Here is a 12,586-nt window from a genome sequence, read left to right on the forward strand (position 1 = left end):
GCTCGGAGCCCTTAGACATGTGTCATAATAGGGCTTCGGATTGGCCACGATACACCGGAGCCGTGCATGCCTGTCTTTTCCAGATTCGGGCGATATATCGAGGAGGTTGCTCGGCGGGGTTCGCTACGCAGTGCAGCGGAATGGTTGAACATTGCACCATCCGCGATCAACCGACAGATCATCCTTGCTGAGGAAGAGCTTGGCACGCCGCTTTTCGACCGATTGCCGCAGGGCCTTCGGCTCACGCCGGCAGGCGAGCATCTAATCTACAATCTGAAGCGCTGGAAGCGCGAATTCGAGAACGTCCAGTCCGAGATCAAGAATATTCAGGGGCTCGCCAGCGGTAAGATCACGATCGCCGTTGCCGAAGCGATTGCTGGAGATCTTCTGGCGGGCATCATAGCCGATTTTCACGCCGACTTTCCTCACGTGATGATTTCCATCCATGTCGTCGGCGGCGGCGGCGTGCGGGAAATGGTGCTCAGTGGAAATGCCGATATCGGCCTGACTTTCATGTCGACCTCCTATCGGGTCATGCGCGTTGAACATTCGGTTCAGCTGGCCCCGGGACTGGCGATGCTGCCGGACCATCCGCTGGCGCTAAGGACGAGCATCGGCCTCTCGGAATGCACCGACCTGCCTCTTATCCTTCCCGAGGAAGGTTTGCTTATCCGCAACAGCATTGAAACAGCCTTGGCCGCGACAGGCGTTGTTCTCAATCCGGTTGCCGCATCCAACAATTTCGGTTTTATGAAGGCCATGGTCTTCAAGCGAGTAGGCATCGCTTTCCTGACGCGCGCCGAGATTCTTTCGGAAATCCGCAGCGGACGGCTCATCTTCATTCCGCTGTCCGACAATATGCTGGAACCCTCTTCTCTATCCTTGGTAACCTCGGCACATCCATCCTCCGCAGCCATGCGCCTAGCAAGCGTCATCGTCAAGGCTATGGATGATATGACAGAACGAGACCGTTCTAATTTATAGAGCAAGCTTTCCGAAAAATAGTATTTGTCATTGGGAAATTTCGCGGTCTATCCTGTAATCATAATAAACGGGAACAAAAATTAGGCCGTCACCGCCCCAAGCTCCAAAAGAGAGCGTCGGTTTTGGCCACTGTGAGGATTCCTATTTTTTCAGGCTGAACGCGTCCGGCTTTGCTGAACGCGCATGGAGAACTGTTGTCTCATGCAGGGAACATCTCTGGATATCTCTGAATTCATGGCATTCGTCGGCAAAGACGTGCCACAGCCTGAGCAATACAACTACGGCGTCACTCGGGACGGCATTCGCCACTTCGCTTATGCGATCCCCGATATAAACGCGCTTTACCTCGAGGATGATTATGCGGCGACCACGCGCTGGCGTAACATCATCGCGCCGCCTGGCTATCTCTACGCGCATGGCTCGCCTGCCTGGCTGAGCAAGTTCCCCGGTATTCGCGACGCGTCAGGCAACGAACTCACCAATGCCGACAACGCGACGGAGGAATGGGAATTCCTCAAGCCGGTGCGTCCCGGCGACACCATTCTATCCTATGGCAAGATCGAAGATGCGACGATCAAGAAGTCGCGGAAGCTCGGCGATTGCGTACTGGTCAAGGAAGGCATGCGCTTTACGAACCAGCGCGGCGAGATTGTCGCAAAGCTCAACTCTTACAGTTTCCGCTTCAAAGGCTCCGACGTCGCCTCCAATGGCGGCGTCGGCCAATCCTACCCACCCATGCCGGAAGGCCAGTTCACGCGCAATGTCGCGACGCCGCCGCTTCTTCCCGGCACCCAGCCTACGCCCATCAGGCGTTATGACGAGCTACGGTTCTTCGAGGATGTGAACGAAGGCGACGAACTGCCTCCGTGGGAATTCGGTCCCCTGATGGCTTTCGATATCGGCCGCTTCAATGCAGCCACGATCGGCACCGGCTACGACCGGATCGGCCGGACCGGGCACATTCCGGATGCTTTCGCGCCGGGTGTCCTGCGGATCCAGTGGTTCGGAGCCATGCTCAGCCGCTGGGGCGGTCCGAACAGCTGGATTACCAGAATCTCTCAGCGCAATGAGGAGTGGGTGCTGGTCGGCTACAAGATCATTTGCGGCGCGCGCGTGAAGCGCAAGTATGTGCTCGACGGTCGTTGCCTTGTCGAACTCGACATCTGGTGCAACAGCGAACTCGGCTTTCGCACGAACAGTGGCACGGCCGAGATCGAGCTTGAGAGCCGGACCGGTCCGGCTCGGCCTCGGTAGGGGAAGGTTGAATGGTTCTTTCCGGAGAAACATTGATCGCGCGGTTGCCCAAAGCCGAGTTGCATATGCATATCGAGGGCTCGATCGAGCCGGAGATGGTGCTCGATTTCGCGGAGCGGAACGGGATCGACTTTCCTTACAAGTCGATTGAAGCTCTGCGGGCAACTTATGAATTCGACAACCTTGCCGGGTTCGGCGCGGTCTACCGCAGAAATTCACAGGTCCTGCGCACGGGGCGTGATTTCCATGACATGACCTATGCCTACATGCGCCGGGTCCGGCAGGATGAAGTGATGCATGCGGAAATAGCGTTCGCGCCGCAGGGAGCATCAAAGCGCGGAGTCGATCCAATCGCAGCGCTGGAAGCCGTCCTGGATGCGATGGAGCTTGCCAAGGCCGATTTCGGCATGACGGGCGGCGTGATCATCGGCTGTCAACGCAATTGGGGTGGCGATGAAGGTCTCGCGATGCTCCAGACCGTCAAGCCCTATCGCGACCGGATCATGGCGCTCGGGCTTGCCAGTATGGAGGTCGGCTACCCGCCACATCTGTTCGAGCGCATGTTCGAGGAAGCGCGCGACATGGGCTGGAAAACAACCGCCCATGCCGGTGAGGAAGGACCGCCGGAATACATTTGGGAGGCGCTCGACATCCTGAAGGTTGATCGCATCGATCATGGCGTCCGCTGCGAGGAAGATCCGAACCTTATGGCTCGCCTCGCGGAAGAGCAGATTCCGCTCACCGTATGCCCGCTTTCCAATGTTTGCCTGAAAGTGTTTCCGACATTGGCGAAACACAATGTCGCGCGATTGTTGCGGGCGGGATTGTTGGTCACCGTAAACTCGGACGACCCGCCGTATTTCGGCGGGTACGTCAATACGGAATATGCCGAATGCCGAAAGACGCTGGGTCTCACGGATGACGAGATCGTTCAGCTGGCGCGCAACAGCTTCATTGGCTCCTTCCTGCCGCAGACCGAGAAACTGAAACACCTCGCCGCCATTGATGCGGCGCTTGCAGAGCAGGCTGAAGCGTATCCGACGGAGTAATTCCGAACTCAAATTAGCCAGGAGAACCTTGTGAACGCGCCTTTCGATCATCGCACCAAGAACGGCCTCAGCACGGAAGGTTGGAAGGCTTTCTCCAATCCCGCTTCCATCGCTCTCGTCGGCGCCAGCGGCCGCATCAGCAGCGTCAGTTTCACGACGCGCTTTCTCGATACGAACCGTGACCTCGGTTACCCCGGAGAGATATTTCTCATCAACCCGACTCGTGACACGATCCTGGACCGCAAATGCTGGAAGGATTTGTCCTCATTGCCGGTCTCACCCGAGCTGGTGATCATCAATCTACCGGACGAGAAAGTCCTTCCGGCGGTGCACGAGGCGATTGCCTGCGGCGCGAAAGGCCTCATGATCCACTCCGGCGGATTTGCCGAGCGGGGCGAGGCGGGCGTCCAACGTGAGCTGGAATTGCAGCGCGCCTGTGCGGAAGCCGGTATCGCTGCGCTCGGACCGAACTGCCTTGGCTTGATCAACTTGACCAACGGCGTTTCGCTCTCAAGCTTCCGGCTTTCGTCAAGCATGAAGAAGGGGTCCATCGCGCTGATCAGTCAGAGCGGCTCCGTCGCCGGCATTCTCATGCATATCGCAAGCGAACATGGTATCTCCTTCGCGGCCAGCACCGGCAATGAGGCGGTGACGACGACGGAAGACCTGATCGCTCAGGCAATCGACGATCCTGCAACCAAGCTTATCGTGTGTTTCATCGAGGAATTGCGGCGGCCAAGCACATTGTTCGATCTCGCCGCTCGCGCGCATCGGGCCGGCAAGCCGATCGTGGTGCTCAAGGCGGGGCTGACCGAAAAGGGCGGGGAGGTTTCTCGCGGTCATACGGGCGCCCTTGCTGGATCTGGCGCCATATACCGGCAGGCTTTCGAGCAGGCTGGCATCATCCTTGCCGAGGACTTCGACGATCTCGCTCAGACGGTCGAACTGCTCATGAAGGTGAAGCCGGATCTGGCATCTCTCCGCATCGGGATGCTCGGCACGTCTGGCGGCGAACTTGGGAACGTCACGGATCTTTGTGAGATGATGGGCATCGAATTGCCTGACCTCTCGGAAGCGACGCTTGCGGCTCTCCAGGATTGGCTGGTCCTTCCAGCGGACGTCTTGCCGCGCAACCCGGTCGATGCAGGAACCGGCTTCAACTTCTCGGGCACCTACGAGGACCGGATGCGTGGCGCCATCCGTGCCGTGGCCGCGGATCCCTCGATCGATATGGTTCTGGTCGTGCAGGGTTTTCACCGCGAAGGGGAGAACAGCCAATTGTCGCTCAACCGCGAAATTATGGGCGCGGCGGCAAAGGAATCCTCCCAAACTGACGTTCCAATCGCCGTTTTGACCTGCCAATCGACCCGGTACGACGACGAGATCATGGCGGAGATCACGGCCGCGGGTGTTCCGGCTCTGCGGGGCGCACGCGAGGGTCTGAAGGCTATCGGCCATCTCGCCCGATACTCCGCCTACCTGCGGGGCCGCCGTCAAGGCGACGTTAAAGGCGACGTCCCGGGAAAGATTGCTCGTCCTTCGGCATGGCAGAATGGCTTGGTTTCTCAGGGCGACCTGTTCGCGGCTCTCGCTGCCAATGGGTTGCCTGTCACCCGCAATGGCATTGCGCGGACTGCGTCGGAAGCCGAGGCTCTAGTCCGTGAAGTCGGTGGTAAAGCGGTCATGAAGATCGACACCTCGCGGGTCGTCCACAAGAGCGATATCGGAGGCGTAGCGCTGAATGTCAGGCCGGAAACGGCGGGCGAGACTTTCGCCCGTCTGATCGATTGCATCTCGCCGCCAATCGGAAGCGAGGCGAGTGAGGGCATCTTCGTTGCCGAACAGCTGAGCGACGGCRTCGAGTTCTATGTCGGGGCGAAACGTGACGCGACATTCGGAACTGTCATCGTTCTCGGCATGGGCGGACGGCTTCTCGAAGTCCTGGGCCAGACGAGCCCACTCGTCATGCCATTCAGCACGGCGGACGTGTCGAGGGCCATAGAGGCGAGCGGCTCGAACCGCTTCCTCGACGGCTTCCGCGGAGGGCCCGTGGCCGATCTCGATGCGCTCGCATCCCTGGTCGTTCAGGTGGGGAACTATGCTCTCTCACTCGGCGATGCGCTCGATGTGCTCGACTTGAATCCCGTCATTATTACGCGAGACAGGCCTGGTGGCTGCATCGCGGATGCACGCCTTATCCTGAAGGGGGACGAGCAGTGAAAGACTATTCACAGATTGGCTTCGATGTTGCTGAAGACGTCGCCACATTGACTCTCAGGCGTCCTCATAAGCTGAACGCGTTGACCGACCAGATCAATCTCGAATTGTTCGACGCATTGAACCGCATTGCGGAAGCACCGGCGATCAAGGTCGTCGTGCTTGCCGGCGAAGGACGTGCATTCTCCGCAGGATATGATGTGGGCGAGGGGCCGGATATGCCCGAGCGCACACCGACCTACTGGAAGTATCACTTCTTCCTCGCCTTCCAGACACTGCGCCGCATCTGGTCGCTGCCGCAGCCGGTGGTCGCCAAGGTGCGGGGCGCCTGCCTCGGCGGCGGCATGGCTCTCGCCATGGCAAGTGACCTCACCTATGCCAGCGACGATGCCTTCTTCGGCGATGCCGAGATCAAGTTTGGGGGCGGGGGCAACATGTTCCCGATTCTGCAATGGATCATCGGCATCAAGAAGCTGAGCGAGTTGCAGCTGACGGGCCGCAATGTCTACGCACCCGAGGCGCTGGAGCTCGGAATGGTGAACGAGATCTCACCCGGCGATGATCTCGACCGGCGTGTCGATCAGGTCGTGCGGCACATGTGCCTGCTTCCCGATGGAACACTGGTTCGCAACAAGGCAAGCGTGCGGCGCTGGTACGAGCAGATGGGCATCGGTGCCGTTGTCACCGGGAACGAGCAGAGTTCGGCGCTCGGTCTCAGCACGAGCGGGGAAACCGAATTCACCCGGATCTCGAAGAGAGACGGAGTTTCGGCAGCCCTTCGATGGCAGAAAGGCCGTTTCGCAGATGTGGGAGCCTTCAAATGAGCGAAGCTCGTTCCGAACCGCAGCCACTCCTTTCGCCTTTGCACAGCCGTATCGGACGGGTTGATCTCGTGCGGATGAAGGACGAGGGCCAGCGCTTCATCGCCTGGCTCATCAGCGCGATCCTGCTGCTATGGTTCTGGCATTGGTATGTGGCGGAGTTCGATGTATCACCTGCCGTCTTCCCGTCGCCCGCCGCCGTCTGGGAAGCACTTTATCTCAATCTCGCGGATGGCACCTTCATCTCCGATCTCGGCTACACGATGAAAGAAGTGCTGATCGGGTTCTTCGGCGGAAGTGCGGTCGGTTTCCTTCTGGCGCTGCTGATCTCCGAGTTCCGGCCGGTCCGCACCATCCTCTATCCATACGTGATCGCCTTCCAGGCCGTGCCGAAGACTGCGCTCGCGCCGATGTTTCTGATCTGGTTCGGCTTCGGAATCGAATCCAAGGTCGCGCTCGTCATCTCGACCGTGTTCTTTCCGGTGCTGATCAACACGCTTTCAGGCCTCGAACGAACGGATCCGGACCAGCTCGATATGCTCAGGGCTTATTGCGGAAAGCGCTGGCGGATCTTCCTGCGCGTCAAGCTTCCAAGCGCGATGCCTCCACTCTTCGCCGGCCTTGAGCTTGCTATCGTGCTGGCAATCATCGCTGCTGTCGTGTCCGAATTCCTCGGCGCGGTCGGCGGCCTCGGCTACCGCATTCTCACCTTCAACACCAGTCTCGATATGGCTGGTCAGTTCGCCGCGCTCATCCTGTTGTCGCTCACCGGCTTCCTCCTTCACGCCATCGTGAAATACATCGGAAACCGGGTCGTATTCTGGGGACGGACGAAAGAAGGCAGCACTCATTGACCAATCAACAAAGGGGAACGGATATGCGCAGTCTCGTCAAAAAATTTGCAGTTGCATTCATCAGTACATCTCTGTTGGGAGCAAGCGTCGTAGGTGCGGCCGCCAAGGACCTGAAAAAGGTCACTTACGCCATTGCCACTGCGGATCTCAACGTCGGGTACCCCTTTGCGACACTCGCGAAGGCGCTCGGCTACTTCGAAGACGAGGGACTCGATGTCAGCATCGTGCCGGGGCAATCGTCCGCCGCGACGGCGCAGATTCTTCTGACAGGCCGCGCCGATGTCGGAGTAGCCCAGCCGGATCCGGTCATGATCCAGCGCGCCAACTCAAAAATCCCTCTTGTCTCCTTCTATGCCATCAGCCGCCGTGGAACGAACGTGCTCATCACCCGCGTGGATTCCCCCATCAAGACGATTGCTGATCTCAAGGGCAAGAAGGGCGGCGTCGGCGATCTCGGGTCAGGTAGCATGACTTATCTCAAGTCGCGATTGCTGCAGGAGGGCATGAGCGACAAGGATGTTCAGCTGGTCGCCACCGGCTATGGCACGCCTGGATTCGAGGCGCTGAAGAACGGGGTCGTGGACTTTTCAGTCAGCTTCACCGGCGGCGTCGCCCGGATGACCGTCGCGGGCTATAACGTCCGTAAGCTGCCTCAGACGCAGGATGAGCTGAACCAGTATAGCTATAACCTATTTGCAACAGAGGACTACATCAAGAACAACCCCGATGTCATCAAGGGCTTGGGACGTGCGACCGCAAAGGCGACGATCTTCCTCAAGAACAACCCGGAGGCAGCCGTTCGCGCGTTCTGGAAATATGCACCCGACCGTGCACCGAAGGATCTGAACGATCCAAAGGCGATGGAGCGCGACCTCGCCATCCTGACCGCTCAGATTCAGGACATGGCGGCGGATGAAATGCCGGATGACTTTGCCTGGGGCAGCCAGGAAACGGCTGTCTTTGACAAGATCCAGAAATATTTGGTCGATGCCGGGCAAATCAAGACTCCTGCCGACCCCTCGATTTTCTTCAACAACTCCTTCGCCAAGGACTACGTCGATTTTGATTACAAAGCGATCGTCGACGCAGCCAAAGCTGCCAAATGAAGCCGATACGGCCTGACAGGGCATTTCCTGTCAGGCCGCTTGAACGATCCAATTCCGCGACCGCAACAGATCGGAGCCGACGATGACGCAGGTTTCCCACGGAATCTCCTTCCACGACGTTGGACGAACCTTCATGACGCGCGAAGGAGAGACGCTCACCGCGTTACAGACCGTGCGCTTCGAGGTCGAACCGGGCGAGTTCGTGTCGCTTCTCGGTCCGAGCGGATGCGGCAAGACGACCCTGTTGCGCATGGTCGCCGGCCTTCTGTCACCAAGTTGGGGCAGGGTCATGGTCGGCGGCAGCGAGGTCACTCGGCCACGTCCGGATTTCGGCGTGATCTTCCAGCAGTCGCTGCTGCTTCCTTGGCTGTCTGTTCTCAAGAACGTTCTCCTCCCGGTCGATGTCCAGGGCAGAAAGGTCAGTGACTATGTCGAGCGCGCTCGTGAGCTCATTACAATGGTTGGACTGAAGGGCTTCGAGAATCGTCTGCCGACTGAGCTTTCCGGAGGAATGCAGCAGCGTGTGGCACTGGCGCGTGGGCTGATTCACGATCCGAAGTTGCTCCTGATGGATGAGCCTTTTGCGGCGCTCGATGCCATGACGCGCGAGAACATGAACGTGGAACTACAACGCATCTGGCAGGCCAATCGGAAGACGGTGCTCTTCGTGACCCATGGCATTCCTGAAGCCGTTTTCCTCAGCGATCGAGTCGTCGTGATGAGTGCGCGGCCCGGACGGATTTCCAAGATCGTAGATATTCCGTTCGAACGTCCGAGGCGCTCAGAACTCTTGGGTACGGCGGAATTTGCCGAAGTCGTGGGGGAAATTCGGTCGGTGTTCGATGAGGCTCATAATCCGCATGTGTCTGCACAAGCAGCTGCGTGAGACCAAGAAAGAGCAGGGGAGCAGCTGGGCTTTCTTTAATTGTGAACCTTGGGATAGCAGTGAAGGACTCAGGCCCGAGCAGCGTTTCGCCGCCGCAGACGACATCCTGCCGATCTTTTGTCCCTGCTCCTTAKCCGATGCGGCGATAATCCTACACATGTGCATGCCCTGGTCTGCCTCGCGGGCAGGTTGCAGCGTGTCTTAGGTCCACGAAGGATGCAGAGGCCATCCACATCGTGCTGACGAGTGACCCTTGTGACGAGTGACCCTTGGCGGGAGCCCTGTGAAGGATCTGAAAATCGGACATTCCGCCACACCGCACCCATGCGGTTTGACAAACGGGTCAATGTAAACCAGCTTAAGGGCACTATGTTGAGCTTCGCACAATTCCGTCGCGGCCTGCACCGGGCAGGCAACCTTATCGCGGGCAAGTAGCCCCGAGCTCGACGTGCATCCGCACCCCGAGTTCGGGGGAGCGCAAGATCCTTACACCTTCGGACATCTTGTGAGGCCGGGTGCTGACGCATCCGGTGCGGTGGTATGCTTCAACACTTCTTCAAGATTGTGCTCCGCATGACGGGGCACAAGGCCGTTCATGCGGCAGATCGGCGATGCACGTTGCCGGCGGTAGAGGCGTACGTGGAGCTGGAGCCCATCGTGCCCGACCCTCTGACACTTAGACCAATGCCTACTGCGACCCTTGTCCAGCGCAGAGGAAGCCATGCGATGCAGCAGCCCCCGAACGATCCGGCACCCAAACCGGGAAGCCAAGACGGCGAGCAGTCGGATGGCAAGGTTCTCCAGTTCACTGCGCAAAGGCGCATGGAGCCGGAGAGGAAGCCCAATCCGCCTATGCCGGATGACGATGACGATCCAGGGCCAAGCGCGGCGTGACCCGTGCTGGCATCGACAACAGAACAGGAGATCTGACATGACAAGAAGAGCCATCGGTGGCGCCAAGCCCCGCATCACCCTGACGGCAGATGACCACGAGCGACTCTTGGCGCTCGCTAACGCCGCCATGTACACCATGCCTGAGGTGGCAGCCGTACTCGTCGAAGAACTCGACCGCGCGCATGTCCTCCTCAAGGGACGCAAATCCATCGACACCGTCTGCATGGGCTGCGAAGTCGAGTTCCGCGACGACATAACGGAGCGGATACAGACGGTCACCCTCGTGTATCCGAACGAGGCCGATATCTCCAAGGGACGTATCTCGGTGCTCACGCCCGTTGGGACTGCCCTGATCGGGCTTCCCGTCGGCAAGTCGATTAACTGGACCACGCGCACCGGGGAGACGAAGCGCCTGACGGTGCTGGGGGTACGCGAACCAGCCGTCCTTGAGCCCCAGCCCACGTAGGCGCGCATGCGCGTACTGCCACCAACAAAGCCGGAATCCCGCTGTGAGAATCGCAATGAACGCTAAACTGCCATCCGTCATAGTGACGCCCCATGACCACCAGCGCCTGATGCGGACGGCTCACGAACTCGCCGAGCAAGTCCACCCGCTTGCGTTGCCTCTCCTGCGTGAACTCGACAGGGCCATTCTTTGCTCCCCGGATCAGCTCCCGGACGATGTCGTGACGCTCGATACGTTCGTGACGTACCGGCTTGCGGATGGAGGTCACGTCGAAAAGCGGGCCCTCATTCATCCGGAGGATTGCATGTGGCCGCCTGCCGAGGTGTCCGTCTTGACGCCGCTGGGCCTGTCTCTCCTCGGGCTTCGCACCGGAGACCGGATGCCATTGATCGGATCGGAGGGGGCGATGGATACATGTGTCGAAGTCGAGGACGTCGGGCCGAGGGTCACGGATTCATTTGTGCCGATCAGGGTTTAGCGGGGCGATCCGGCAATGCGTGTTCTGCTGACGCGTCCGCAGGCGCAATTGAAGGAACTCGGGGCCGTCCTCGAGGGGCAAGGCATTGAGTGGCTCGGAGAGCCATTGCTCAGGATCGTGTCCGTTCCATGGGATCCAGGCGTCCTCGTGGGCAAGCAGGCGCTCCTGCTGACGTCGGCCAATGCATCCCGGGAACTGCTCCGAGTTCCCGGTATTCGCCGGGATATGCCGATTCATGCGGTCGGGCCAGGCACCGCTGCGCCGCTTCTAGCCGAGGGTTTCTCGGGCGTGCAGGCTGCAGGTGGGACGGCGATGAGCCTTATCACCCATGTTCGCCAGCATGTCGATCCGCGCGCAGGGCGGCTGCTGCACCTCAGCGGCCTAGACATAACGCTCGATCTCGCCGTCGACCTCGCATCGGCTGGGTTCGCGGTCGACCGGGTGGTCGTTTACCGTGCCGCCGCTATGGAGCGCTTGAGTGAGGAAGTCATGCGCGAGATCTCCCGGAACCGCGTTGACGCGGCGGTATTCCTGTCGGCACGGACGGCGGCAACCTTCTGCAATCTCGTCATCGCGTCCGGCACAGCGGATGCCTGCGCCCGCATGACGGCCGTTGCGATCAGCCGGAAGGTGGCGTCGGCACTATTTCCGGCAGGCTTCGGCCGGGTATTCGCTGCGGAAACGCCCAGTATCGACAGTGTTGTCGATGCCGTTCTGCGCGTTACCTGCGAGAGTGTCCAAGACCCACCATGAGGCTGATTTTATGGATACTCTCCCGCATTGCTTTGGGTTCGCTCAGGACTGCCCGCATGCTCGCTCATCACCGGTGCCGCATGGTTGTCATCGGGCAATCCGAATGGCCTTGGTGACGCAACGCTTGGAGCGACGTCATGACAGTTCTCTCCATGGTTTGACGAAGCGCCCATGCGGCTGATAGAGCACGCGCAGTAGCGTGAGGCTGCGCCATCCCTTGGACGTTCGCCACGCGATCGATTGGCCCTCGCTCAAGCCGATCAACGCCGCACCTTCGGGTGACAGCACGGAGACGCAATCTGCTTCTCGATCATCTTCGTCAGGGAAGACAAGCGTTGCGCACCGAATGTCCAAGGTGACGTCATCGCGATACTCCAGCCCCGAGTGCATCGTGGCTACGCATGGCGGAATGGCGCGTGGCGTCAGAACCGTGGCCCGGATCAATTCGTTGGCGAGCATCGCCGCCGCAGGCCGGTCCTGCGGGCTGTTCATGCTGAACGATGCGAGGAAAGCGAGCCGGTCATAGTCGCCCGTCGAGATCGTCACAGGTGGAAGAACTTCTTGCTTGATCATCGTGTCCTCCGCTCGCCTTAAGCCCACATGATGCTGCCAGGAGTGCGCGTAACCGTCGAACCGCCGTCCAGGAAGCGAAGGCCAATGCCCTCCACAAACACCTCATGGACTTTGTCGTCTTCCACAAAACACATGCGGTCACCAATGCGCAGGCCCAGGAGCGCCGTTCCCAGAGGTGTCGTTACAGAGATCTACGCGCTAGGCCAGATCAGGTCTTCGGGATGCACGAGCAGGTGCGCACGCGACTTAGG

Annotated in this window: 13 protein-coding genes; 12 read left to right on the forward strand and 1 reads right to left on the reverse strand. The window is 59.5% G+C overall.

Annotation, left to right across the window (positions count from 1 at the left end; translation table 11 throughout):
• Positions 1-66 precede the first annotated feature (66 nt).
• From ACXJKO_RS16885 to ACXJKO_RS16940, 12 genes are all read left to right on the forward strand, one after another.
• A complete protein-coding gene (locus ACXJKO_RS16885; RefSeq protein ID WP_457092249.1) occupies positions 67-984 on the forward strand; it encodes a LysR family transcriptional regulator in 918 nt (305 codons plus the stop codon).
• A 201-nt stretch (positions 985-1,185) separates the two neighbouring features.
• Positions 1,186-2,238 (forward strand): FAS1-like dehydratase domain-containing protein, encoded by a 1,053-nt coding sequence (locus ACXJKO_RS16890; RefSeq protein WP_457092250.1) that lies wholly within the window; start codon positions 1,186-1,188, stop codon positions 2,236-2,238.
• 11 nt (positions 2,239-2,249) lie between these two features.
• Complete coding sequence (locus tag ACXJKO_RS16895) at positions 2,250-3,287, forward strand: adenosine deaminase (protein WP_457092251.1); 1,038 nt, start codon at positions 2,250-2,252, stop codon at positions 3,285-3,287.
• Positions 3,288-3,317: 30 nt separating this feature from the next.
• The gene (locus tag ACXJKO_RS16900) at positions 3,318-5,507 is read left to right on the forward strand and encodes an acetate--CoA ligase family protein (RefSeq protein WP_457092252.1); all 2,190 of its coding nucleotides are present in this window, start codon (positions 3,318-3,320) and stop codon (positions 5,505-5,507) included.
• Positions 5,504-6,328 carry an enoyl-CoA hydratase/isomerase family protein gene (locus ACXJKO_RS16905; protein WP_457092253.1) on the forward strand — a complete coding sequence of 275 codons (825 nt, stop codon included), beginning with the start codon at positions 5,504-5,506 and terminating at the stop codon, positions 6,326-6,328. The genes ACXJKO_RS16900 and ACXJKO_RS16905 overlap by 4 nt, the downstream gene beginning before the upstream one ends.
• Positions 6,325-7,179 carry an ABC transporter permease gene (locus ACXJKO_RS16910; protein WP_457092254.1) on the forward strand — a complete coding sequence of 285 codons (855 nt, stop codon included), beginning with the start codon at positions 6,325-6,327 and terminating at the stop codon, positions 7,177-7,179. Before ACXJKO_RS16905 ends, ACXJKO_RS16910 begins: the two co-directional genes overlap by 4 nt.
• A 23-nt stretch (positions 7,180-7,202) precedes the next feature.
• Positions 7,203-8,285: an ABC transporter substrate-binding protein gene (locus tag ACXJKO_RS16915; protein ID WP_457092255.1), complete on the forward strand. Its 1,083-nt coding sequence runs from the start codon at positions 7,203-7,205 to the stop codon at positions 8,283-8,285.
• Between the two features lie 82 nt (positions 8,286-8,367).
• Positions 8,368-9,171 carry an ABC transporter ATP-binding protein gene (locus tag ACXJKO_RS16920; RefSeq protein ID WP_457092256.1) on the forward strand — a complete coding sequence of 268 codons (804 nt, stop codon included), beginning with the start codon at positions 8,368-8,370 and terminating at the stop codon, positions 9,169-9,171.
• Between the two features lie 726 nt (positions 9,172-9,897).
• Positions 9,898-10,065, forward strand: coding sequence for a hypothetical protein (locus tag ACXJKO_RS16925; RefSeq protein ID WP_457092257.1), 168 nt, complete (start codon positions 9,898-9,900; stop codon positions 10,063-10,065).
• A 37-nt stretch (positions 10,066-10,102) separates the two neighbouring features.
• Positions 10,103-10,531, forward strand: a complete 429-nt coding sequence (rnk, locus tag ACXJKO_RS16930; RefSeq protein ID WP_457092258.1) for a nucleoside diphosphate kinase regulator — start codon at positions 10,103-10,105, stop codon at positions 10,529-10,531.
• A gap of 55 nt (positions 10,532-10,586) precedes the next feature.
• Positions 10,587-11,009: a GreA/GreB family elongation factor gene (locus tag ACXJKO_RS16935; RefSeq protein ID WP_457092259.1), complete on the forward strand. Its 423-nt coding sequence runs from the start codon at positions 10,587-10,589 to the stop codon at positions 11,007-11,009.
• Positions 11,010-11,024: 15 nt separating this feature from the next.
• Positions 11,025-11,762: a uroporphyrinogen-III synthase gene (locus ACXJKO_RS16940; protein WP_457092260.1), complete on the forward strand. Its 738-nt coding sequence runs from the start codon at positions 11,025-11,027 to the stop codon at positions 11,760-11,762.
• A 135-nt stretch (positions 11,763-11,897) separates the two neighbouring features.
• Here the strand turns inward: ACXJKO_RS16940 and ACXJKO_RS16945 are convergent, their stop codons facing one another.
• On the reverse strand, positions 11,898-12,335 hold the full coding sequence (locus tag ACXJKO_RS16945; protein ID WP_457092261.1) for a GreA/GreB family elongation factor: 438 nt from the start codon (positions 12,333-12,335) through the stop codon (positions 11,898-11,900).
• Positions 12,336-12,586 lie beyond the last annotated feature (251 nt).

The sequence above is a fragment of the Microvirga sp. P5_D2 genome (genome assembly GCF_054049475.1).